The 23,329-nt window shown below is 39.0% G+C and carries 22 protein-coding genes; 10 read left to right on the top strand and 12 right to left on the bottom strand.

Going from position 1 to position 23,329, the window contains the following annotated elements; translation table 11 throughout:
* Positions 1-149 precede the first annotated feature (149 nt).
* Together H4O18_RS11635 and H4O18_RS11630 are read left to right on the top strand one after the other, a co-directional pair.
* Entirely contained in the window at positions 150-614 is a 465-nt protein-coding gene (locus H4O18_RS11635; RefSeq protein ID WP_187584735.1) for an Hsp20/alpha crystallin family protein, read from the top strand.
* 109 nt (positions 615-723) lie between these two features.
* A complete protein-coding gene (locus H4O18_RS11630) occupies positions 724-3,378 on the top strand; it encodes a cation-translocating P-type ATPase (protein WP_187584733.1) in 2,655 nt (884 codons plus the stop codon).
* Positions 3,379-3,630: 252 nt separating this feature from the next.
* Here H4O18_RS11630 and H4O18_RS11625 read toward each other — a convergent pair whose 3' ends face one another.
* Positions 3,631-4,440, bottom strand: coding sequence for a patatin-like phospholipase family protein (locus H4O18_RS11625; RefSeq protein WP_187584731.1), 810 nt, complete (start codon positions 4,438-4,440; stop codon positions 3,631-3,633).
* 274 nt (positions 4,441-4,714) lie between these two features.
* Between H4O18_RS11625 and H4O18_RS11620 the strand changes: the two genes are divergently transcribed.
* On the top strand, positions 4,715-7,468 hold the full coding sequence (locus H4O18_RS11620) for a sensor histidine kinase (protein WP_187584729.1): 2,754 nt from the start codon (positions 4,715-4,717) through the stop codon (positions 7,466-7,468).
* The gene (locus tag H4O18_RS11615) at positions 7,446-8,513 is read left to right on the top strand and encodes a response regulator (protein ID WP_187584727.1); all 1,068 of its coding nucleotides are present in this window, start codon (positions 7,446-7,448) and stop codon (positions 8,511-8,513) included. The genes H4O18_RS11620 and H4O18_RS11615 overlap by 23 nt, the downstream gene beginning before the upstream one ends.
* 30 nt (positions 8,514-8,543) lie before the next feature.
* Here H4O18_RS11615 and H4O18_RS11610 read toward each other — a convergent pair whose 3' ends face one another.
* The 3 genes from H4O18_RS11610 to H4O18_RS11600 are packed head-to-tail and all read right to left on the bottom strand — an operon-like array spanning position 8,544 to position 9,450.
* A complete protein-coding gene (locus tag H4O18_RS11610) occupies positions 8,544-8,765 on the bottom strand; it encodes a DUF6327 family protein (protein WP_187584725.1) in 222 nt (73 codons plus the stop codon).
* Between the two features lie 4 nt (positions 8,766-8,769).
* Positions 8,770-9,114, bottom strand: coding sequence for a hypothetical protein (locus H4O18_RS11605; RefSeq protein WP_187584723.1), 345 nt, complete (start codon positions 9,112-9,114; stop codon positions 8,770-8,772).
* A gap of 6 nt (positions 9,115-9,120) precedes the next feature.
* Complete coding sequence (locus H4O18_RS11600) at positions 9,121-9,450, bottom strand: YtxH domain-containing protein (RefSeq protein ID WP_187584721.1); 330 nt, start codon at positions 9,448-9,450, stop codon at positions 9,121-9,123.
* Positions 9,451-9,620: 170 nt separating this feature from the next.
* Between H4O18_RS11600 and H4O18_RS11595 the strand changes: the two genes are divergently transcribed.
* The 4 genes from H4O18_RS11595 (at position 9,621) to H4O18_RS11580 (ending at position 12,051) form a co-directional block, all read left to right on the top strand.
* Positions 9,621-10,112, top strand: coding sequence for a hypothetical protein (locus H4O18_RS11595; RefSeq protein WP_187584719.1), 492 nt, complete (start codon positions 9,621-9,623; stop codon positions 10,110-10,112).
* Positions 10,113-10,248: 136 nt separating this feature from the next.
* Complete coding sequence (locus H4O18_RS11590; RefSeq protein WP_187584717.1) at positions 10,249-11,016, top strand: RNA polymerase sigma factor; 768 nt, start codon at positions 10,249-10,251, stop codon at positions 11,014-11,016.
* A gap of 27 nt (positions 11,017-11,043) precedes the next feature.
* A complete protein-coding gene (locus H4O18_RS11585; protein ID WP_187584715.1) occupies positions 11,044-11,442 on the top strand; it encodes a hypothetical protein in 399 nt (132 codons plus the stop codon).
* A 243-nt stretch (positions 11,443-11,685) separates the two neighbouring features.
* Positions 11,686-12,051, top strand: coding sequence for a hypothetical protein (locus tag H4O18_RS11580; RefSeq protein WP_187584712.1), 366 nt, complete (start codon positions 11,686-11,688; stop codon positions 12,049-12,051).
* On the opposite strand, the gene H4O18_RS11575 is transcribed toward H4O18_RS11580, so the two are convergent.
* The 3 genes from H4O18_RS11575 to H4O18_RS11565 all read right to left on the bottom strand — a co-directional run bounded on the left by H4O18_RS11575 (position 12,048) and on the right by H4O18_RS11565 (position 15,060).
* Complete coding sequence (locus H4O18_RS11575) at positions 12,048-12,812, bottom strand: exodeoxyribonuclease III (protein WP_187584710.1); 765 nt, start codon at positions 12,810-12,812, stop codon at positions 12,048-12,050. The genes H4O18_RS11580 and H4O18_RS11575 overlap by 4 nt on opposite strands.
* A 173-nt stretch (positions 12,813-12,985) precedes the next feature.
* Positions 12,986-14,668 carry an ABC1 kinase family protein gene (locus tag H4O18_RS11570; RefSeq protein ID WP_187584708.1) on the bottom strand — a complete coding sequence of 561 codons (1,683 nt, stop codon included), beginning with the start codon at positions 14,666-14,668 and terminating at the stop codon, positions 12,986-12,988.
* Positions 14,669-14,673: 5 nt separating this feature from the next.
* Positions 14,674-15,060, bottom strand: a complete 387-nt coding sequence (locus tag H4O18_RS11565) for a hypothetical protein (protein WP_187584706.1) — start codon at positions 15,058-15,060, stop codon at positions 14,674-14,676.
* Between the two features lie 277 nt (positions 15,061-15,337).
* Between H4O18_RS11565 and H4O18_RS11560 the strand changes: the two genes are divergently transcribed.
* Positions 15,338-15,547, top strand: a complete 210-nt coding sequence (locus H4O18_RS11560) for a YgaP family membrane protein (RefSeq protein ID WP_187584704.1) — start codon at positions 15,338-15,340, stop codon at positions 15,545-15,547.
* A gap of 94 nt (positions 15,548-15,641) precedes the next feature.
* Here the strand turns inward: H4O18_RS11560 and H4O18_RS11555 are convergent, their stop codons facing one another.
* Both H4O18_RS11555 and pta read right to left on the bottom strand, forming a co-directional pair.
* Positions 15,642-16,838, bottom strand: a complete 1,197-nt coding sequence (locus tag H4O18_RS11555; RefSeq protein WP_187584702.1) for an acetate/propionate family kinase — start codon at positions 16,836-16,838, stop codon at positions 15,642-15,644.
* Positions 16,839-16,861: 23 nt separating this feature from the next.
* A complete protein-coding gene (pta, locus tag H4O18_RS11550) occupies positions 16,862-18,955 on the bottom strand; it encodes a phosphate acetyltransferase (RefSeq protein WP_187584700.1) in 2,094 nt (697 codons plus the stop codon).
* Between the two features lie 251 nt (positions 18,956-19,206).
* Here pta and H4O18_RS11545 point away from each other — a divergent pair, with 251 nt between their 5' ends.
* Entirely contained in the window at positions 19,207-20,070 is an 864-nt protein-coding gene (locus tag H4O18_RS11545) for a universal stress protein (RefSeq protein WP_187584698.1), read from the top strand.
* 67 nt (positions 20,071-20,137) lie between these two features.
* Here H4O18_RS11545 and glk read toward each other — a convergent pair whose 3' ends face one another.
* From glk to H4O18_RS11530, 3 genes are all read right to left on the bottom strand, one after another.
* Positions 20,138-21,214: a glucokinase gene (gene glk, locus H4O18_RS11540; RefSeq protein ID WP_187584696.1), complete on the bottom strand. Its 1,077-nt coding sequence runs from the start codon at positions 21,212-21,214 to the stop codon at positions 20,138-20,140.
* 86 nt (positions 21,215-21,300) lie between these two features.
* Complete coding sequence (locus tag H4O18_RS11535) at positions 21,301-22,242, bottom strand: 1-phosphofructokinase family hexose kinase (protein ID WP_187584694.1); 942 nt, start codon at positions 22,240-22,242, stop codon at positions 21,301-21,303.
* Between the two features lie 449 nt (positions 22,243-22,691).
* Positions 22,692-23,258, bottom strand: a complete 567-nt coding sequence (locus H4O18_RS11530) for a cupin domain-containing protein (protein WP_187584692.1) — start codon at positions 23,256-23,258, stop codon at positions 22,692-22,694.
* Positions 23,259-23,329 lie beyond the last annotated feature (71 nt).

Genomic DNA, 23,329 nt, shown 5'->3' with positions numbered 1-23,329 from the left:
ACAGGGAAAAAATTATTTTTATGCGATTATTGGATATAGTAAAATTAAATGTAAAGAAATTTTATGGGACTGACCTAAATCATTTTGTACTAGGCTAGTTGGATGTACTTTAGAAGCATAATAAATATAACCCTTAAAAATAAAATATTATGACACTAGTAAAATTTAAGAGAAGGCCATTTGGCAATTTAATGACCCAGGATTTTTTTGACATGGACGATTTTTTTGATAATCGCAGATGGGTCAGAGATATGTTGCCAGATCGTTTCTGGAATGGTAAGAGAATAGAGCCAGCATTGAACATTAAAGAAACCGATGACCATTTTGAGATAGAGCTTGCCGCACCCGGATTTCAAAAGAAGGATTTTGAGGTTACCATTGATGATGGATGTTTAAATATTGCTGCAGAGAAGTCCGAGTCCAAAGAAGATAAGGACGAGAACTATACCCGTAGGGAATTTAGTTATAATTCCTTTGAACGTTCCCTACAGTTGCCGGATACTGTTAAGCAGGAAGCCATTAAGGCGGCATACAAGGATGGTATTTTGAGCTTTAATTTAACCAAAAAAGAAGAGGCTAAAAAAACACCTCCCAAGAAAATACTTATAGGATAGCAATTTGTTGGTTATTTGTTAGCAATGCCTTCCCGTTAAAACCCAAAATATGTCCATGTGGGTGGTTGCGACGGGAAGGCATATTTTTTGTTATTTAATTATTATCCTTATGCTGCAAAATGCATTTTTTACTCCTGTGCAGGATATTAGTGCCCATTTGGGCAGTGATTTGGAACGGGGTTTGGATAAGGAGTGTATTCCAGAACGTTTGCAGAAATATGGCCCTAATCAAATTCCAGAGCAAGGCACAAAGAAAAGATGGACCATTTTCTTGCAACAGCTCATGGATTCCATAATCTACATTCTTTTTGCAGCAGCAATTCTTGCCTTTATTTTCAGCGATAAACTGGAGAGTGCCGCTATTTTATTCGTAATACTTATTTCCGTCGCCATTGGATATTTTATGGAACTGAAGGCAGTTAGATCCTTGGAGGCCCTGGTAAAAATGGGGCAGGCAAGTACCCATGTAATAAGATCTGGACAAAGAATACATATCAAAGCGGCGGAAATTGTACCTGGTGACCTTATTGTTTTAAGCCCTGGAGATGTTGTGCCGGCCGATGCACGCCTGATATATGTAGATAACCTTCTGGTGAAAGAATCCGTATTAACGGGGGAGAGTCTAGCGGTAGCAAAGGTAACGGAACCACTACCAATGAATACACCGATTACCGATCAGATCAATATGGTCTTTAGGGGTACGGTGATTAGTTCTGGATTTGGGAAGGCCATAGTTACAGCATCCGGAAAGCATACCCAATTGGGGACCATTCAGCAAATGGGTGTGGATGCCGAAAAGGAGCGCACCCCTTTGGAGAAGAAATTAAACCAATTAAGCAATTGGCTTATTGGGTTAACGCTCGGTATTGCGGGATTAATTATAGTCATAGGCTATTTCAGGGGCAATGATCTTTTTTTTATGATCGAAACGGGAGTGGCTTTGGCAGTTGCCGCTATTCCCGAGGGTCTTCCAATAGTAGCTACCATTGCCTTGGCGAGGGGCATGATAAGGTTGACCAAAAAACAGGTCATCATAAAAAAAATGGAAGCCGTACAGACATTGGGTGCAACAGATATCATTTTTACGGATAAAACGGGTACCCTGACCGAAGATCGGATGATGGTATCTGCAGTGATATTTGGTGAAACATATTTGGATAATCCCTATCAAAAGGAAAAATCCCATTATACCTCCTTAAAGAATAAGCCTGTTTTTGATAAAATGATGATGGCTGGGATACTTTGCAACAATGTGGATCCCACAGCCATTATTGAACAGGCCGATTCCATTGAATTGGCATTGATACACTTTGCTATACATTTGGGCTATGATCCAAAAGCTGTAAAACAAGATAATCCGGAAAATCTGGAGTTGCCATTTGATTCTGAAATAAAGTTAATGGCAACGGCCCATAAAAAGCAAGGAGGCTATACGGTATATGCAAAGGGGGCATTTGAAAGTTTGGTAGACCTATGTAATTTTGATTTGTATGGGGAAGGAATAGGATTTGATGAGCATAAACTATTGTGGAAACAAAAGGTAGATACTCTTGCTTCCCAGGGTTTACGCACCCTAGCTTTTGCATATAAGGAAGAAGAAAAAGCACCCTCAAAAGACAATATTTTAAACGGACTTACTTTTCTGGGAACTATAGGATTTCTTGATCCTGCCAGGAAGGATGTGAAAGCAGTGATCGATATTTACAAGAAGGCGGGTATAAAGGTGATTATGGTTACCGGTGATCATCCCGGTACCTCAAAGAAAATAGCTCAGGATGTTGGGATTTTGGAGGTTAATGATATTCCTGATAAAATATGGCATGGCAAGGACCTCAATAAAAGTTTGGATGGGGCGGATGGAAATGATTTGTCCTTGTTAAAAGCCTCGGTCTTTGCCAGGGTTGGTCCGGAGCAGAAGTTGAATTTAATAGGCTATTATCAGAGACATGGCCATATAGTTGGAATGATCGGCGACGGCATCAACGATGTCCCTGCATTAAAAAAAGCGGACATCGGCGTGGCCATGGGCATTAGGGGCGCGGAGGCTGCCCGTGAAGTGGCCGACGTTATTTTAAAAAATGATAAGTTTACGGCCATGGAATTGGGAATCAGGCAGGGCAGGGTAATATTTCAGAATATTCGCCAATTTGTAGTTTACTTGTTGAGCTGTAATTTAGCAGAAATACTTACAGTAGGTTTTGCCGCCTTGTTAAATTTGCCGGCTCCCTTATTGCCCCTACAGATTTTGTTCCTGAATTTGGTAACTGATATTTTTCCTGCTTTGGCCTTGGGATTTGGAAAGGGAGAGAAGGATATTATGGAACAGCCTCCCAAAAGACCTAAGGGCCCTATATTGGACCGCAATGATTGGAATTTTGTAGTAGTGTACGGACTAAGCATAAGCATAGCTGTTGTGGGTATTGTAGCCTATGCCGATAGGATTCTAAAATTGTCCCCTGAAACCATTAATAATATGGCTTTCTATACCTTGGTATTTGCCCAATTGCTAAACGTGTTTAATATACCCAAGCATAGGGAGTCCTTTTTTGTAAATGAGATAACAACAAATTTATGGGTTTGGGGGGCAATTGCATTGTCTTTGGCCTTAACTTTGGGTGCCAACCTTAACACTCATTTGGCAGCGGCATTTTCGTTACGCATGCTTTCATTGGAACAACTGGGATATTCCATTCTATTTGCTTTTGGGGCACTGTTACTGGCACAATTCTTTAAGCGGGCAAGGATTTTATATTTTCGTTCTTGACCCAATATTGGAATTCCGAAAATTTTTGGTTTATAGTTGGATCGGGAAAAGGGTTCGCCATGTCCCGGCAGGGGGAATTGAAAATTCAGAAAGGATATAAGGGTATGTCATTATTTCCATAAGCTTATAAGGCGGATTATAGGGGGGCTTTTCAGTCTACGTATATAATTAATAGTAATCTTTTCTGTTTTACATAATAGGACATAAAAAATAAAAGGTAAGCTTTGCGTTCCAATACTATAGGTTCAAAGTTTACATTGAAAAACCATTCATAGCTTCCAATTCTGCAGCAGATAACAATTCTGAGGCCAAGGGACTTTTGCTCAGTACTTTTAGGGTTGCGGTATAGCCCAATTCAAAAATGATGTCCAAATTTTTTAGGGTAAACATACTATATCGATCCATATTCATTGGGCGTATCAGTAAATCACAATCGTTAAATTTACGGGTCGTTTCATTGGCCACCATCACATGATAAGCTCTTTCCAAGACCTTGTCCACACGATTAAGTTCTTGGATGCTTACCTTGTTGAACGGATTTACATAAACTCCTACAAGGCTATCACAGTAGGGTCTTATAAGATCCACAGGAAAATTGTTTAATGTACCACCATCTACATAATAGCCATTTTTAATCTGTACTGGGGCAAAAAGACCGGGAACCGCTGCGGATGCCAATACTGGTCTTATAAGCTCACCGCGACTAAATACCTTTAAAGTACCATCAAGAAGGTTGGTAGCGGTAATATAAAGTGGTTTTTCCAATGATTCAAAGGTGTCATGTGGCAAGTAGGCTTTAAATTGATCATAGAATTTTTCTGTATCCAAAAATCCTGGTTTACCCTTGGCATAATTGTTTATACTGAAAATCTGTGTTGTCTTAAAGAAATCCAACATTTCCTCCCAGGTGCAGCCAGCGGCATACAAGGCTCCTACTATGGCCCCTGCACTTGTCCCAGCAATATGGGACGGGAAAATACCATATTCCTCCATAGCCTTTATGGCCCCAATATGGGCAACACCGCGAATACCGCCTCCAGATAGGACCAAGCCCGTTGTCATAAGTCTTTAATTTTAAATTTTATTCAAAATTATTCCATATTAACAAATACGCATATGACCTTTATCAGGTTTAAAGAATCTATTGAATTGATATGTTGTATTATGACGGATGTCATTTCTTACAGCTTAGGATACCAATACATTTGTGGAACTTGGTAGGAACAGACTAAAAAAGTTTACAATAGTGTTGGTTTACTAGAACCAATAACGCTCAACTGGTCTTTCCTTTTCTGTTTGGTGAAGACATTTTTTAGTAAAATTCCACAAATCGACAATGAACGAAAAAATAACAAATACCGATCTTTTTCAAGTCATTTTTGATGCTTCGTTAGCAGGATTGTTCGTGGTCAATGAGCTCGGTTTTATTTTAATAGCAAACCAAACCGCTGAAAATCTTTTCGATTATAGTGCTGGGGAATTGGCGAACATGAATATTCATATGATCGTTCCCGATTGGAAGAAAAATGCAGAGGCTGCCCAATCAAAGAAAAATAGAGCAGAACCAATTCAGTTTTTTGGCCTCAAAAAAAATGGAATTAGCTTTCCATTGGATATTAGGTGTGCCCCAACAGTCTTAAAAGGTCAAAATTTATTTGCACTCTATTGTAAACCAGCGGACACCCCTGTTTTTGAAAGTGATAGAAGGTTTCGGAATTTGGTGTCCAATGTAGCGGGAATAGTGTATAGTTGTAAGGCTCACAGTCCCTATTATATGGAGTTTATCAGCGAGACATGTAAGGCTATAAGTGGTTATTCACCCCAACAATTTTATGACGACCCTGAACTTAGTTGGGAAAATTTAATTCACAATGAAGATCTGCCAAAAGTTCTGAAGGAGCTTGGCAGGGCAGTTAAGGAAAAAAGAGCATATCAGCTTTCCTATAGGATAATTACCTCCCTAAAGGCAATAAAATGGATATGGGAGCAGGGTTCATTTGTAACTGATGACCAAAATGTTCCTTTTAGAAGGGAAGGATTTATGCATGATGTAACGGACTTAAAGACAGTGGAAAATGCCCTGGTAAAGGAAAAAAAATTGCTTCGCCAATATATGGATACTTCTCCTTCTATGTTTCTGGTCATCAATAAGGACCATACCGTTGAACTTGTTAATAAAAGGACCTGTGAAATATTGGGAATTGAACAAGATGCTATTTTGCACAAAGACTGGTTTACGGAATTTATACCTAAAAGGAACAAAAAGCAATTGATCGAACTGTTTGAGTCTATTTTTGAGGATAAATTAAATCTGCCCAATTTTTACGAAAACCATGTTGTTTCCAAAGGTGGGCAAGAGCGCTTAATTCAATGGAACAATGCTGCCTTGAGGAATGGTAATAATGAAATTGTTGGGGTCGTAAGTTCTGGATTGGATATAACCGATACCAAGTTGATACAGAATACCTTGAATATTAGAAATAGGGCCTTGGAAGCTGCAGGCAACGGAATCGTTATTGTGGATGCCCATGACCCCGAACTACCTATTATTTATTGTAATCAGTCCTTTACCCATATAACTGGTTACGAAGGGAGTGAGGTTATAGGGAAAAACTGTAGGTTTTTACAGAATGATGATCGCGATCAACCTGAAATTAGGGACTTGGCAATAGCTATTCAACAGGGAAGGCCCTGTAGGGTGGTGCTGCGAAATTATCGTAAAGATGGCACCCTTTTTTGGAATGACCTGTCCATTACCCCGCTATATGATGAAGATCAAAAACTGACACATATTATTGGGGTCCTGAACGACGTGACCGAAATACAGCAGAACAAGAGGAAATTGGAGGAATATGCCCTACAATTAGAGTATAAAGTGGAAGAACAGACCAAGGAAGTGCAATCAGCCGTTCAGCAACTGGTAACTACCAGCTTAAACCTGGAAGACCAGGTAGTGGAAACTAATAGGGCGGAAAGAAAGGCCAAACTTAGTCAGGCATTGTTTACGGCCATAGCTCATAATTTCCCCAATGGAGTAATAATGATCTTTAATACAGATTATGAACTTGTATATGTGGAAGGAGAGGAAATGGACCGTATTGATATTATGAAGTCCCATTTTGAAGGGATTCCAATATATGACATCCCTATTTTTTCAAAACAGCAGCTAAAAAAGATAAAGTCGGATATAGAAAAGACATTGGAGGGGGCAAATATTTCCTTCGAAATAGAATTTAAAGATCAATACTATGCAGTTAATTCCACACCCCTCTATTCCGATGAAAAAGAAATTAAGTGGGCCTTGTTTGTCTATAACAATGTTACCGAACAAAAAGAAGTTCAGTATAAATTGGAAAAGACGCTGTTGGTGGAAAAGGAGCTAAATGAGTTGAAATCACGTTTTATCTCAATTGCCTCCCATGAGTTTCGAACTCCGCTGAGCGCCATACTTTCATCTGCCATCCTAATAGGAAAACAGAATGAACCGGGAAAGGAGGATAGAAGGATGAAACATGTAACCAGGATAACGACAAATGTAAGGGACCTTGTTGTTATTCTAAACGATTTTTTATCCCTTAGTAAGCTGGAGGAGGGTATGGTACAGGTAAAACCACAGATTTTTGATTTGATACAATTTGTAAAAATATTGATTGATGAGATGGAACCAAACAAAAAAGAGGGTCAGAACATTTTTTTAGAGCATTCCAAGCCTGCAATAACCGTTTTTCTGGATCCTAAATTATTGAGCCATATCTTAATAAACCTGCTCACCAATGCAATAAAGTATTCGGAACAGCAACAAATGATCAACATTAAAATTTCAATAAAAAGGAAAAGCTTATTCATTGCTATTAAGGATAATGGCATGGGCATACCCAAGGAGGAGCATAAAAATCTATTTAACCGTTTCTTTCGGGCTGAAAATGCAACTAACATACAAGGAACAGGTCTTGGACTTCATATTGTAAAGCAGTATACGGAACTATTGGGTGGCAGCATAAGTTTTAAAAGTAAAATGGGAGAAGGAAGCACGTTTAGCCTAAAACTCCCTGTAAATATAAACGAGTATGAAAAAAATTCTGTTAATTGAGGACAACAAGGATGTAAGGGAAAATACGGCCGATATATTGGAATTGTCCAACTATGAGGTGGTTACGGCCGAGAATGGGAAAATAGGGGTCGAACTTGCCGAAAAGTTTAGGCCAGACATAATTATATGTGATATTATGATGCCGGAACTGGACGGTTATGGGGTATTGGAACAAGTGGGTAAAAACAGTACAACTTCTAGTATACCCTTTATATTTTTGACTGCAAAAACTGATAGGGCAGAGGTGAGATTGGGAATGAATTTGGGGGCAGATGATTATTTGACAAAACCCTTTGAGGAAAAAGAACTGTTGGAAGCCATTGCCTCACGTCTACGAAAAAGCGACTTTCTTAAAAAGGAGATAGCCAAAAATATGGAAGGGCTCAATAAATTTATGGACGAGGCGTCACAATACAGTGATCTTAAAAGTCTTTCCAAGAACTATTCCCTTAAAAAGTATAATAAAAGGGATATTATCTTTAGGGAAGGTGACAATGCCCATTCCTTATTTTTTATAGAACAGGGCAGTGTCAAGACTTATAAAGGCACTGAAACTGGAAAGGAATTTGTGACGGGAATTTTTGGACCAGGAGATTTTATCGGGCAACTTTCCCTGTTAAATTCCAAAATAGCATATGTTGAAAGTGCTATGGTTTTGGAGGACTCCGAATTGTGCACCATACCTAGGGATGATTTTACGAAATTGCTTTATGGCAACTCGGTGGTTTCGCAAAAATTCATTGGAATGATTTCCAATAATCTGATGCACATGCAGGAACAATTAGTGGATATGGCTTTTGCTTCCGTAAGACAGAGGGCTGCAAAGGCCCTTTTGGAGCTTTACGATAAGAATGTTATACTGGATAAACCAAATGGTGGATTAGGAATCCCCAGAGAGGATTTTGCCGGAATGATCGGTACGGCCACGGAAACGGCCATCCGCACTTTGTCAGATTTTAAAGATGAAGGTTTAATTACCACCGATCATGGAAGAAGGATTATTATTTTAAACGTAGAGGGACTGAGAACTGTGGCAGATTTTTAATATTGGTTTTAATTTAGATCAAGTTTAAGGCTATTGTTTCCTGTTAAAAATACCCTTAAGCTTCTTTATGGCAAAAGCCAATAAGATTTGTTGTATGCTACCCTTAAGGCTTCCCGCCAATTGCAGAGGCCGGAGATTTGCCTTGGCCTGATTGAGGTTCAATTTTAGGCTTTCTATTTCAATTTTACGCTGTAATTTTAAGACCATTAGTCTTTCATCAATCTCCTTAAAAGAGTTGTAGTGCTTTCCCATAGTTTCAATCAAAATAATGTTTGGAAAATTTGCGAAGTAAAGGTGCATTGATCTTATCCCTGAGATAATAACAGATGATAGCAATAAGGATATAGCCCATACCTGTAAACAAAAATCCAAGGTAGGCGCTTTCCAAAACTACGTTCAGGGCATTGGATGCCGCCCACGATAATAAAAACAAGGCCAATAGGGCCAAGGCGCCTACTAAAAGAGTAATTGCAAAAGTGGTCACAAGCTCCATAAGAACCTTAAATATCTTTAGCTTGGCATACTCCTCGCTATTTTCTAGATAAGACCTTACATCGGCTTCTGCCTCTGTAAGGTCTTTCTTAAGTTCAGTCAAGGCCATGCTACCTTATTTTTGAAATTGTGCGTTTTTCTTTTTAAGGTCTTCCAATTTACGCTCCAAGGTAGCAATAATGTCATCTGCCTTATAACTCATTGTGGAGATGGCTTCATCCAATTTACGGTCAAAAGCATCCTTTTTCTCGTTTGCGGTTTTGGTAAGTTCCTCTTTGGCATGTGAGATTCTATCAGTTAAGTCATGGGTAGTTTCCCCAACCTTACGCTTTATTTTGTGCCTAGTTTCTATGCCTTTGTCTGGAGCATATAAAATCCCAATTCCTGCTCCTATAGCAGCCCCTGTCAATAAAGCCAAAAGAATATTTCCGTCGTTGTTTGTCATGATTTTTATTTTTAGTTTTAGATCTCTGTGAATGTATTTTACATACTTCCCAAAGTTAACGCTATCAAATTCCTTTTGAAATGATTTAAATCATATCCTAAATTCTATTAGATTCTTAACTTGGAATTAGACTAATATACCAACCCGACCATTTCATAATTTATGAATAAATGAAATCTAAGGTTAACATATCGGTGAGGAGGTTTTTTGCAATATTGGATTTTCAGAATTTACGAATGTTGAAAAAGGCTATCGAGGTAATTCAGGCCAACGTGGATAAACCCCAGATGTCTATATTGGGTAAACTTGATAACAGCAAAATTTCCCTGGATGAAATAAAGACCAATTTTGAACAAGAGTTGAAAGATTATTGGAATGGGGTTTTAAAATCCAAGGTACCTTTTGGGATATTCCCCAATGCAGAATTAGGAACTCTCTTTATTGCGGGCAACTTGGCCTCACAATTCTTATTGGATATATCGGGTATACCACTTGGTTCAATGTCCGCTGGCCCATATGGAATTTTAAGGGGATTGGGATTATCGGAGTATAAGGTGAATTTTCATCTAAAATTGCTGAAAGAAGGGCATTTTCTTCTTTTGGTGCGCGACAGCTCCATGAAGTTGGAGCTAATAGAAGAAGAATTGGAGAAATTAAGCTAAGTAATCAGCTGAACTCCAAGGATTTTTATCTAGTTTTTTGGTCCAGAGCGGCTAGGGAGGAATGATATTAATCATTTTTTTTGAAGTAGGAAGGTGGCATTTTTGAAGTACAGTAATATTGGATAATTAAAAAGCTATGGAAGATTCTGTAAATATTTATCAAAGTCAAAGGGAGTTTCATCTGTTTGTGGCCAATTCCTTTGTTGATTTAAAACGGTTAAAGAAAGAAGGAAACCTCAAGGCATTCAATCAGGTTTTATTAAAAACGATGCCAGAGGTCAGGCGATATGTCCAAAAAAATTTGAATCGAGCCTTGGTAATGCGTAAGATCGATAGGAACAAGTATAAGGCGGACGATTTAATTGACCAACTTTTTATAGAGGTATATGACCATTTGGACGAGATTAAGAATGAAAATGAGTTGCATCCCTGGATGTTCAAAAGAATAGACAAATTGATGGATGATATACTGGTAGAAGAAGAATTCGATTCGGTTTTCTTTGATAATATAGATACCTATTCCAAACCCGAATGGGATGCAATGCAGGAAGAATATTCTACAGATGGCGATGGTGATCTTGTTATGACCGAAGAACTGGACGATATTTCCTATGCCAAGAACGACTATGTTCTAAACCAAATTTTTATTGGGGATGACGATGAAAAAGTGATACTCCAATTGGATAAGGAATTGGGAGCCCAGAACATTAGAAAACATGCTGAAATGGTACTATGTCATATGCCCATTCCCATGCGACGGGTATATGAACTATTTACGGAACATCAGTTTGAGGTGGCGGAAATTGCCAAAATACAAAATAGTACCATTAAAGAGGTGGAAACCCTATTGGAGGCTGCCAGAAAGGGTTTGCGTACTAGTTTTTTAAAAAGATATATAGGATAGGTAGGGTATAACTTAAAATGTAAGCTAATGGCGGCCAAATCATCAGGTTCAAAAAAGTCAATAATATTAGGTGAAGCATTGGATGCTTTACACCATGAAAGTAGGGAATGGTTGAATATCGTTGCATTTTGGAAGGATGAGTCCAAATTTTTCACTGATCTGCTGGACAGGGAGCAAATAAATGCTTCGGAATACGGACAGATGCTCCAATATCTGGATAAGATCCATGAAACCCTATTTGATTATTTGGCCGAAGATATTGTAGCGCATGAAAAGCAGTTGGCCCATTTACTTAGTGCAGAGAAAGGGGTATCCGATCAGGACTACCGGGAAAAACATGCAACCCTTAGGGAGCAAATGGGTTTATTTGCCAACGATTTTAGGGAGTTTAAAAAAATGGTGTTTGGGTACGCCAAGAAATTGTAATCAGCACGTTAGCTAGGGTACCATGGCTAAGAAAAGGACAAAAAATAAGGAAATATTGGCAAACAGATTTAAATCAATGAATTACAAAATTACCTTAATGTTTCCTTGAGCAAAGTGGAGAGCTAATTGTTTTGGAAATCAGTAATAAAAATAAGGTCTCGACTCCGCTCGACCGGACACTACCAAGAGTTTAATAATTTTTGTCAATTAATAAAGTGACAAGAATAAATACCCACGAAAGTTATGGAGATTTCTATTTTTAATTCGGACAATAGAGCTATAGACAGTATTGCCAATTTTTTGGATTTCTACTATAGTTTTCGTTTAAAGCATTTGGCCAGCGATCTTCTGGAACAAGGCTTATCTCCTGAACAGATTACGGAAGCCGTGGTCAAGGCTATGACCGTTGGGAAATCTTCGGGTTTGGAAATCGATCAACACTTTAGGCCTGTATTCACAGGAATAGAAAAGCAGGTGGTTAGCGACTGCAAGCTGTCCCACTTGGCCTATGGATTGGTACTTATGAATGCGGATGTGGAACTTCCTGTTGTAGGCGATTTTCAGGTTAGTGTACTGCAACAATATATAAGGGGGCACCAATCTTCTTAGAGTTCCAACTCCAAGGCTATAGGGCAGTGGTCCGATCCAAAATAATCCGATAGGATTTCAACAGATTTTATACACTCTACCAAAGATTTGCTTACCAAAAAATAATCTATACGCCAACCGGTGTTTCTTTCCCTCGATTTAAATCGATAACTCCAGTAGGTATAGGCGACTACATCAGGATGAAAATGTCTAAATGAATCTACAAAACCCGATTTGATAAAATTATCCATTCCATCAATTTCAATTTGGGTGTATCCTGCCGTTTTGTTATAATTGCTCTTATCATTCTTAAGGTCAATAGGTCGATGGGCCACGTTAAAATCTCCGCAAGCAATTACGGATTTTGTCTTTTCAAGATTTTTGAGGTAGTTTAAAAAATCGGCATCCCATTGCTTACGGTAGTCCAGACGGTCTAATTGCTGCCCTGAATTGGGCACGTAGACGTTCACCAAAAAGAAGTCATCGTATTCCGCACATTGTATACGACCTTCGGTATCATGTTCAGTAATATTCATATCATTGGAAATGGCAATAGGAGCTATTTTACCCAAAATTGCGGTACCGGAATATCCTTTTTTATCGGCCGAATTATAATTTATGTTGTAATGTTCCAATGTGGAAAGTGTTTCCTCAACTTCGTGGTCCTGAGCCTTGGTTTCTTGAAGGCATAGAATATCAGGGGCCATTTTTCCCACTGTTTCAAAAAAGTCTTTTTTTGCAATGGCCCTAATGCCGTTGACGTTCCATGAAATAATTTTCATTGCTTCAATTTAAATTTTGGATATGGCTCCTTAAATAGGGGCGGGAATAAAGATAATAATTGGGTCCTGTTTAAAAAAAACGATAGTTGAAAGTTTTTAAAATCTGAAATAGACCAAGGTATGGAATAAAGCATGGTTTATTGTTGTAGGAATGCAAAATTAAATGTGTCGGTTCATTCTTCTTTGTTCCTATGAATGGAAATCAATATAACTACTCCAATTATTGCGGAAAGTATAAAACCTATGGCACCCAATACCGGTATTCCGCTAATCTTCGGAGGCATATCTGCCATTACCAAAAGGGCAGAGCCAATAGACAAGGCAGCAATAATAACTGCATAGACCAAACGGTTAAAAGCTGTCTTAAGGGAAACTCTAAACTCGTTGAGGCCTTTGTGCTCATGTACAATGACCAATTTCCCGTCTTTTATCTTATCCACAATTTCATTAATATCTGCTGGTAATTTGTCCAGAAGCGTATTGTAATCCTGGAATCGATTTAGATTCTTTTGAAAAAGTCGTTTTAGGCCAAATCGTTTTCTGGTTATTTTGGCCATATAGGGTTTTAGATTATCAGTAATGTTGAATTCAGGATCTAGTTTTAGGCCTACACCTTCAATAATGACCAATGCCCTAATAAGTATATACAGGTAATGTGGTATGGTAATCCTGTTCTCGTAAAGAACATTTTTAAATTGTTCCAAAGTTATTCCCAACTTAATGTTTCGAATAGATGTATTGCTAATGCCCTCGACTAATTCATACAAATCATATTCCAGCTTTTTTTCATCCGGGATATCGGTCTTTAAGGCAATTTTTTTAAGAATTGGAATTATTTTCTTTACATCTTTTTTTATGAAACAAAGAAGAAGTTCCATTAAGGCTTCCTTGTCATTGGGCATTATGGTGCCCATCATCCCAAAATCTATAAAACAGATTTTTTGGACTTCTGGGAGTACAAATATATTTCCCGGATGCGGATCGGCATGAAAAAAGCCATGTTCCAAAACCTGTTCCAAATACAAGTCCACCCCAACTTTTGCCACTGCCCTGGAATCAATATTTTGTTCTCTTAATTTTTCAAGTTCGGATACCTTAATTGCGTCAACCCAGTCCATACATATAATCTGGTCAGTGCTAAGTTCCCGATATGCCTCGGGAACGTATATGGCATCGTTACCCTCAAAATTTTTGGCAAAATGTTCCAAATTATCCATTTCCCTTAAAAAACTAAGCTCTTCAGTGATGCTTTTTTCAAAGGATTCCACCAACTTCAGGGGCTGGAAGGCCTTTACCTGGGCACTATATTTTTCCAGGGCCATAGCTACTTCTTTCATAATGGAAATATCGGAGGCAATTATTTCCGATATGTTTGGTCGCTGAATTTTTAACACAACCCAACTGCCATTGAGCAGCTGCGCCTTATGAACCTGTGCCAAGGAGGCGGCTGCAAGTGGTTTGGGTTCAATGGACAGGAAATATTGGGAACAATCAATATCCAGTTCTTCAGAGATGACTTTTTCCACTTCAAATTTTGGTAGAGAAGGTGCCTGATCTTGTAGTTTTTCAAGCTCTTTAATTAGACCTGGTGGTAACATATCGTCACGGTTGCTCAAAATCTGCCCCATTTTTACATAGGAAGGTCCAAGCTCTTCAAGCACCATTCGGATTCGCTCAAAAGTAGATACTGATAACAGCTTTTCGGTCTCCGGATGTTTAGCGAGGTAATTTTTAGGGATGAACTTTTTGACCTGACTGTTGGCCATAACATCCTCAAAACCATATTTCGTAAGCACACCAAAAAGAGTGTTATATCTTTTGAGGTTTTGTTTCTTGGGAAGTTTTATTCCAAACATATAAATTATAGATATTTGGTCAAAAATCGGAAGAAGTCTTTTTTAAGATCGGCATAAACCTGTTCCTGTGTCTCCATTTTTTCTCTGAACTGAATATGCTTTTTTACCATTGCCGTATCCATAGCTTCATTTGACTCTAAATCTTGTCCAGCTAGGCGGGTTTCGTGGATTTCAATTGCTTCCAATAAATCCTCTATGACCCCACCATGAAGTATAAATTCGTTTTGAAAGTGCTCCAATTGAACAAGGAACTCCTTTTTAGTCCATCTTGTAACCAATTCGCTAAGCCTATTATTGAAAAAAATTAGTTCATCCCTCCAAAAGAAGAGTTCCCGTCTCCAAATTTCGTGTTCAAAATGCAGGCTTGAATTATATATAATTTCTTTTTCCATGATAATTTATTTTTATACACTGAGGTAGATTCCAAATTTATCTAAACCTAATGACCCCTGAAATGACATATGTCATTTGAGGACGTATTCATATCCCTTTACTTTGAAGTGTTGTATAGAATATTTGAAAGATTGGGAAAGGTGTTGGAACATTAGTCTTAAGGTATAGACCAATTCAATTCCTAACTTAAAATTAAATCAACCATAATGGAGTATCAGAAGCTATACAAAGTTGCTTGTTGACTCTATATTTAATGTCTAACTTAGAATTATAATTATGAAGAAAAACATGGGTAATTTAGACCGAACCTTGCGGTTTGTAGTCGCTGCGGCATTAGTTGCACTTTATTACAATGGTACTATTTCTGGAATACTGGGCATTGTCCTAGTTGTTCTGGCCATTGTCTTTTTCCTGACCAGTTTTATGGGTTTTTGTCCTTTGTACTTTCCTTTTGGAATAAAAACGTGTAAAGCAAAAAAAGAGTAAAGGTTAGGCCTGTCATTAGTTTTTTTGTTTAGTACTAATAATCGGGAATGGTAAAAATTGGATTTCTCCGCTAATGGACTTGGAACATATCGTATTAAAATCCTTGATCTTGAGATAAACTATATGCCTGTTTGGCTATCTCCAACTCCTCGTTAGTAGGTACTACCAAAATTTTGACCTTGGCCTTGGCGTTGCTAATTTCCCGGATGTCGGATGATTTTATATCGTTTTTACCGGCATCCAAGACTATGCCATAATACTCCATTTCTGAACATACAAGTTTCCTAAGTGTACTGGAATTCTCCCCGATACCTGCCGTAAAGACCAGGGCATCCAAACCGTTCATAGCAGCTGTATAGGCGCCTATATATTTCTTTATGCGGTAAGCGTTCATTTCCAAAGCCAGTATACATTCCTTATTCTCCGATGCTGCTTTGGCTTCTATATCCCTTAAATCGCTATGGCCCGTAAGCCCTAGCATGCCGCTTTCTTTTGTGAGCAGTGTGTTTACTTTTTCCAAACTATATCCCAAACTATTTACCAAATAGAAAATTAGTGCATGATCTATATCCCCACTTCTAGAGCCCATGATAAGTCCGTTGGAAGGAGTGAAGCCCATAGAATGGTCAACACTTTTACCATCCCTTACCGCGGTCATACTGCAGCCATGGCCCAAATGGATGGTAATTATTTTGGATTTTTTCAATTCTAGATGGGAAATGGCCTTTTCGGACACATATTTATGACTGGTGCCGTGAAAACCGTATGCTTGGATACGGCGATCGGCATAAAGTTCATTGGGCACTGCATATTTTTTAGCTTTTACTGGCATTGTATGATGAAAAGCGGTGTCAAAAACAGCAATTTGTTTGGCGGAGGGAAAAACCTCTTCTGCCAATACAATTCCTTCCAGGTTATGTGGATTGTGCAATGGGGCCAAGACCGACAATTCTTGGATTTTATCTTTTACCTCCTGTGTAATCAAGGTTGTTTTGATAAAGGTATTTCCACCATGTACCACCCTGTGGCCTACAATTCCGATATCGTTGACATTTTTAATGACCCCTTTCTTGGGGTCCATCAATAGCTTGGCCATTTTTAAGAACCCTACATTGTGATTGGGAATTTTCACTATTTCCTCAGAATCCACAGTATTGGTTTTATAGTTCACTGTGGAGTTTTTTGAGCCAATACGTTCTATCACCCCCTTACAGATCAATAGCTCCGAAGGCATTTGAATCAATTGATATTTTATGGAAGAACTGCCTGCGTTGATGATCAGTATGTTCATAGTTTTGAATTTATCTTTTAAAGTTAAAGGCCTTGTGCCTGTATGGCAGTAATTACAACCGTATTAAATATGTCATCGACAGTACAGCCACGACTTAGATCGTTTACAGGCTTGTTCAGGCCTTGCAACATTGGACCAATGGCCAAGGCACCTGTTTCCCTTTGTACGGCCTTATAGGTGTTGTTTCCGGTGTTGAGATCCGGAAAAATAAAAACACTGGCCTGACCGGCCACCTCAGAATCCGGAAGTTTACTTTTGCCCACATTTATATCCACTGCGGCATCGTACTGAATGGGCCCTTCCACTTTTAGATCGGGCCGTTTCGTTTTTATAATTTCTGTAGCCTTGCGGACTCTATCCACATCTTCACCGACCCCGGAGGCCCCGGAGGAATAGGATAGCATGGCAATCTTGGGTTCAATGCCAAAAGCGGTACTGGTAGCTGCCGAAGAAATAGCAATTTCAGCTAATTGTTCTGCTGTAGGATTCGGATTTATGGCGCAATCCCCAAATATGGTAACTCGGTTGGGGAGGCACATAAAGAACACCGAGGAAACTATAGAGACTTCTGGCCTAGTTTTAATAAATTGCAATGCCGGCCTTATGGTGTGCTGGGTGGTATGTATAGCTCCGGAGACCATCCCATCGGCATGGCCTTTGTAGACCATCATGGTTCCAAAATAGGAAACATCCTCCATAAGGTCTTGCGCCATGGCAAGATTAACATTTTTATTCTTGCGCAGTTCGTAGAGGGTGTTGGCGTAGTCGAAAAAATTAGGGGATGACTTAGGATCTATGATATTGATGCTGCTGGAATCCAAGTTAATATCCAACTCCGTAATTTTTGTCTTTATTTGCTCGGGGTCACCCAACAATGTAATGGTAACGGCATTGGTATCTATTAGTTTTTTGGTGGCCAATAGGATACGCTCATCCGCGCCCTCTGGGAGAACAATATGTTTTTTGGCCGATTTTGCCCGTTTAAGAAGATTGTACTGGAACATCCGAGGGGTAATCCCCTCGGCCTTAAAGGTAATAAGGCGTTCGGCCAATTCATTGATTGGGACATATTTTTCGAATTCTTGTATAGAGGTTGTAATTTTTTCCTTGTTCTCAGCGTATATTCTGGGTTTTATGGTGCCAATGCGGTTGGTTACGGAAAAAGTGCCGTCTGCAACTGAAATGATAGGAATAATATCGGACAGACCCTCAATAAGTTTAATGATAGAATCCTCTGGCAACAGACCACCCGTTAGTATTATCCCTGATAGATTTGGATAATTTGTGGAGATGTTGGCCTGTAATGCACCCAAAATGATATCTGCCCGATCCCCTGGAGTAATTACCAAGCTATCCTTTTTTAGGTGGGTGAGATAATTTCGGAGTTGCATGGCTCCCACACTAAATTTGCCGGCTTGATTGTTAATAAAATCCTCACCAAACAATATCTTGCCCGAAAGCTTTTGTGCAATTTCCTTTACTGTCGGATTTCCCAAAATGGGATTAAGGGGAATAGCCCCTACCAGTACTTTTTCGGGTAGTTTTTTCTTAAGTCCGGAAACCACTAGTTCAACATCCTCTGGCTGGACTTTATTGGCTACTGCTAACAGTACTTCCACACCTTTTTCCTTAAAGGAATCATAGGCCATGTATATATTTCCGACTAGTTCTTGAAGGGTCTTGCCCTTTCCGTTGGCAATGATGACTGCGGGAATTCCCAAGTTTTTTGCTATAAGTACATTGATGTCCCATTCTATGATGGCACCCTCCCCGGAAAAATCGGTTCCTTCCACCAAGACAATATCGAACCGATCTTCAATAGCCTTATATTTATTGATGATTTTACCTATTATTTCATCATCCTTGTCCAAGTTTTTGAGTTGTACCACCTGACTACGGGTGTAGGCAAAGGAATCCTCAAATTTCTGATCCACCTCAAAATGCTTAAGTATGGCATCGATATGGTCGTCGATATTGTTCTTTTCAAAGTCATCTATAATTGGTCTGAAATAACCCACTTTGGCAGTTTTTCCCAATAATAGTTGCATAAGACCCAAGGATACGATCGATTTTCCACTATTGGGTTCTGTGGTGGCTATATATATGGCTTTACTCATAAATCAAATGGATTTCTTAGACTTTATAATTAAACGAATCATTTTCCAATTGCGAAGATCGGGCTTAGAAAGATCACCTTATATGACAGATGTCATTTATTGATCCAACATAAGGCTCTAATTTTATTGCTCAAACATTATCCCACTATCAAATTTGCTGTTGGAATAAACCATATAATTCGGGACAAATTATAATAGCAATAATAATTGGCCAGCAAGTTTAGCCCATAATATTTCAATACAACTCAAAAATGAAAACACTGCTTTATGCCACGGATTATTCAGAAAACTCAGTCTCTGCTTTGAAATTTGCGCATGCCTTGAGTCAGAAACTCGGTGCACGTTTGGTTATTACCCATATATTTGAATTTCCCAGTATCTTAGGGGCCGAAGCACTTGATAATCCCCTTCCACATATACAGGAAGTTGCTTTTAAAACCAACCGTTCCAAGTTGGAGGAATTATGTAGCGAACATCTTGGCATCAATTGGGATAGCCCTAACATAAGATTGGAGGCAGCAGAAAACAGTTCTGTCATTAAAGGGATAATTTCCAAGGCAGAAGAATGGCATGCCCAAATGATTGTGGTTGGCACTAAGGGAGGAAGCGGTTTGGAGGAATTAATTTTAGGCAGTACCACCAAGAAGCTTATTGAAAAAGCGCCTTGTCCTGTATTGGCCATACCTAAGGATGTGGGTCGTATGAATATCCGTACCATAGTCTATGCAACAGATTTTGAGGAGGAAGATATACACGCCATCCAAAAACTAACTGAAATTGCCAAACCATTAAAGGCTAAGATCAAGGTGGTACATATTTCCACGAATGAAGAATATGGTGGCGACTTGTTGATGGAGTGGTTCAAAGATTTGCTCAAAAGCAAGGTAGATTATCCAGAGATTGAATTTGAACTATTGTTTTCAGCGGATGTTTTTGATACACTGAGAGTATATCTAGGAGTAGTTAATGCGGATATTATTGTTATGTTGGAAAGGGAAAAGAAGGGGTTTCTTAAAAAATGGTTCCATAAAGACCTTGTTAAAAAAATGGAGGACTACGGCAGGGTAAGCTTGATGAGTTTTAATGAGCAAAACCATCAGACCCTACATTTTTAAACTTATTCAGAATACCGTTTCTTTAATTCCAAATCAATAGGAGGTAAATTCAAAATTTCAATAAACCTTAATCATAACGAAGTGCCATAGCACCATAATAAGCGGCTCCAAGGAGCGGTGTTTTTTCATTAAGAATTACTTTTACCGGCACCATTTCCAAGAGAAAGTTTAAACGCCCGGACTGGATAAAGTTGTTGTAAAAAACTTCCCGTTTAACCCCTTTAATAATCTTTGGTAAGATGCCCCCGCCTATATAGATACCACCGGTAGCCTTAAATTTTAGAGCGAGTTGTGCAGCTTCAGTGGCCAAGAATCCTATGAAAAGGTCCAATGTTTCTACACAAACAGAATCTTTTGCTTCCATGGCTATCTTGGTAATAGTGGCGGAAGGACTTTCCTGCGACATTTGATCAGTCAACCATTGAGGCTCCTTTAAGCCACTAATTGACCGTAAGAACATATATAGATCTAATATTCCGGGACCAGATAATAATCTTTCCCAGCTAACATGGCCGTATTTTTGTTGGAAGTGTTGCAAAATCTTTATGTCCAATTCATTCCGAGGGCTAAAATCGCAATGACCACCCTCACAGGCGAAAGGGTGGTAGTGGGATCCGTCCCAGAACATCCCTGCCTCCCCAAGTCCTGTACCTGGGGATATTAGAGCAGCATTACCTGGTATTTTGGGGCCGTATTTCAATGTTTCAAAATCTTTTTCTTGGAGTGCCGCCAGTCCATAGGCATTGGCCTCCATATCATTGATTAAGGAAACGGAACGAATATGTAGTTCCCGACTTATTTCTTCGCTTTCTATGGCCCAGGAAAAATTAGTTCCAGATACTTTGCCTTGGGTTACAGGGCCGGCAACCCCTAAGCAAACCCCATTTATCCTTGGCAACTCTTTGGTTTGAAAGGCAGCCACTATCTCCATAAAGGATTTATATTTTTTAGTGGGATACGATTTTTCCTTTAACGGAACCAGTTCGCCGGCATGGATTTTAAAAAGCGCCAAATTTGTTTTTGTACCGCCAACATCAGCGGCCAAAATCACCCCTTTATCATGGGGAGCATTGGTGTTCATGAATGCCAAAGGAATCTCCCCTTCATGAAGGGCAGGTAACGCGAATTTTTGAATATTTTCCATGGTAGGAATCTTTTATGCAATGACTATGTACTTGTCCATATTAATGTTCTGAATTGGATGTAGCAATTTATCCACTTCTTACTGGTTTACTTTTGTGTTTTAAGAACCCATTGGTACAAATTATCCGCATCGTTTTTATTGCACAGTTGAGTACCTTCATGCATGGTAGCTGCAGTACCGCAGGCTACACCATACTTTGCCATCTCACTATAGGTTTTGCCCTGAAGCAGACTCACTATCATACCGGCCACCATACTATCACCTGCTCCAATGGTACTTTTTTGCAGGACAGTGGGAGCGGGAATATGCTCCATTAGGTTTTTAGTTGCCAATAAGGCTCCTTTTGCCCCCAAAGAGACCACCAGTACCTCACAATCATGCTCATTCAAAAACTTTTTGGCAAGTTTTTCCAGTTCCATAGCGGATATGGATTTTACCCCGCATAAGGAGCTTAGCTCGCCCAAATTGGGTTTCAGCATAAAAACTTTGGATTTAGTAGCCTTTACCAATGCCTCACCCGAAGTGTCCAGTACAAACCTTGACTTTTTCTTTTTGGCCACTTCGGCTACTTGTACATAAAAATCATCGTGCATTCCAGGCGGTAATTTACCACTGGCCACTAAATAATCTTCTTCATTTAAATTTTTTTCCAATATTTCCAATACATCTTCCCATTCCTTTTTTTCAACCTGTGGCCCCGGTACCCCAAAACGATATTGTAAATTGGTAGTAGTATCTGTAACAGCAAGATTATCGCGTGTCCATCCCTTAATGGGAATCGCTAATTGGTCAATACCTGCCTTGTCCAAAAGCTGCTTTAAATGTTCTCCGGTAGAACCGCCTGCCAGATATATACAGAGTGAATCCATTCCCAATTTTTTAACGGCACGGGATACATTTATGCCACCTCCACCCGCATCGTAAGTTGGAGCAGTACAACGAAGTTTCGTGTTGGGGCTAATGCCAGCTACTGTAACGCTTTTGTCCAATACGGGATTTAAGGTAAGTGTTACTATTTTTTTACGCATGTTAGTCGGAGTTTATAATTATTCACGTTTCAATTAATTTAGATTTTGCAACAATTGGCAAGCACCAATTCGAGGGTTTTCCTTAGATCCAAATCAGTGGGCACATGAATTGCCGTTACAAAATGGGATGTTCCATGTTTTTAACATATGTTTTTCTATTTTCATTGGGTTTAAAAACCCCTTTATTTTACAGGAAAGTCCTTTTTCAATAAAATCGGGATTCTTAATCCTTGTTTGAATAAGATTGGATTACGGAACACGATACGGTGTTCTAATTATAATCACAAAGGAAGTATTTATGAAGCTTAGGTAACATGATATAAGTCATCATGCGTTTGGTAATATCAATATTATACTGTAAAGAAAGTCACGGACTATGCTTCTATATAAAGCTGTACAGGCAATAAGTAGAATATTTTTCAATTTGTCCCAATGTCTTGGTGGATGAATCAATCGATTTTCAAGGGAGGCCCCACAACCTGCATTTCATTTTCTGCAAATAGTTGCGCAATCTCTTCTGGACTAGGCTCGTGATCCAATGCTGCCATGGAAACAAAAAAATTCTCCATTTTGCCAGCTGGCTGAAAAATTACTAGCATCTTACCTTTCTTAGATACTTGAGTCCAGGCATGTGGAACTTTTCTTGGGAGATATATACTATCGCCAATCGTAAGATTATAGGTTTCGTCCCCGACCTTAAAATAATATGCTCCTTCAAGGACATAGAATATTTCGTCCTGCCGGGGGTGTATATGCAATGGAGTGCCTTTACCTTGGGTAAGGGAAGTTTGTTCAAATATAGCTAGGTCATTATCATTATCACTACCGGATATTTTCACATCCATTATATTGGAATTTACGCCCTTTAGTTTTATATGGCCATGTATTCTTCCTTCCCCTGCATTAATTTTAAAGCCCTTGGTCTTTCTTTTTATTACTTTATCCAAAGAAGAAAATGATATTAAAGGAAGAGTGGCGAGTGCAGATAGGGCTGCAATGAAGCTGTTTCTTTGCATACGTTACAAATTTAAGATTGGAAGGGGAAGTGGGAACGTACCTTGTTGTTCCAATATCTAAGTTACGGAAT

It is taken from the genome of Arenibacter arenosicollis (assembly GCF_014397245.1).
In the GTDB taxonomy this organism is placed as follows: Bacteria; Bacteroidota; Bacteroidia; order Flavobacteriales; family Flavobacteriaceae; genus Arenibacter; species Arenibacter arenosicollis.
The sequence above is the reverse complement of the archived record's forward strand: the minus strand, read 5'-3'. Positions and strand labels throughout refer to the sequence as shown.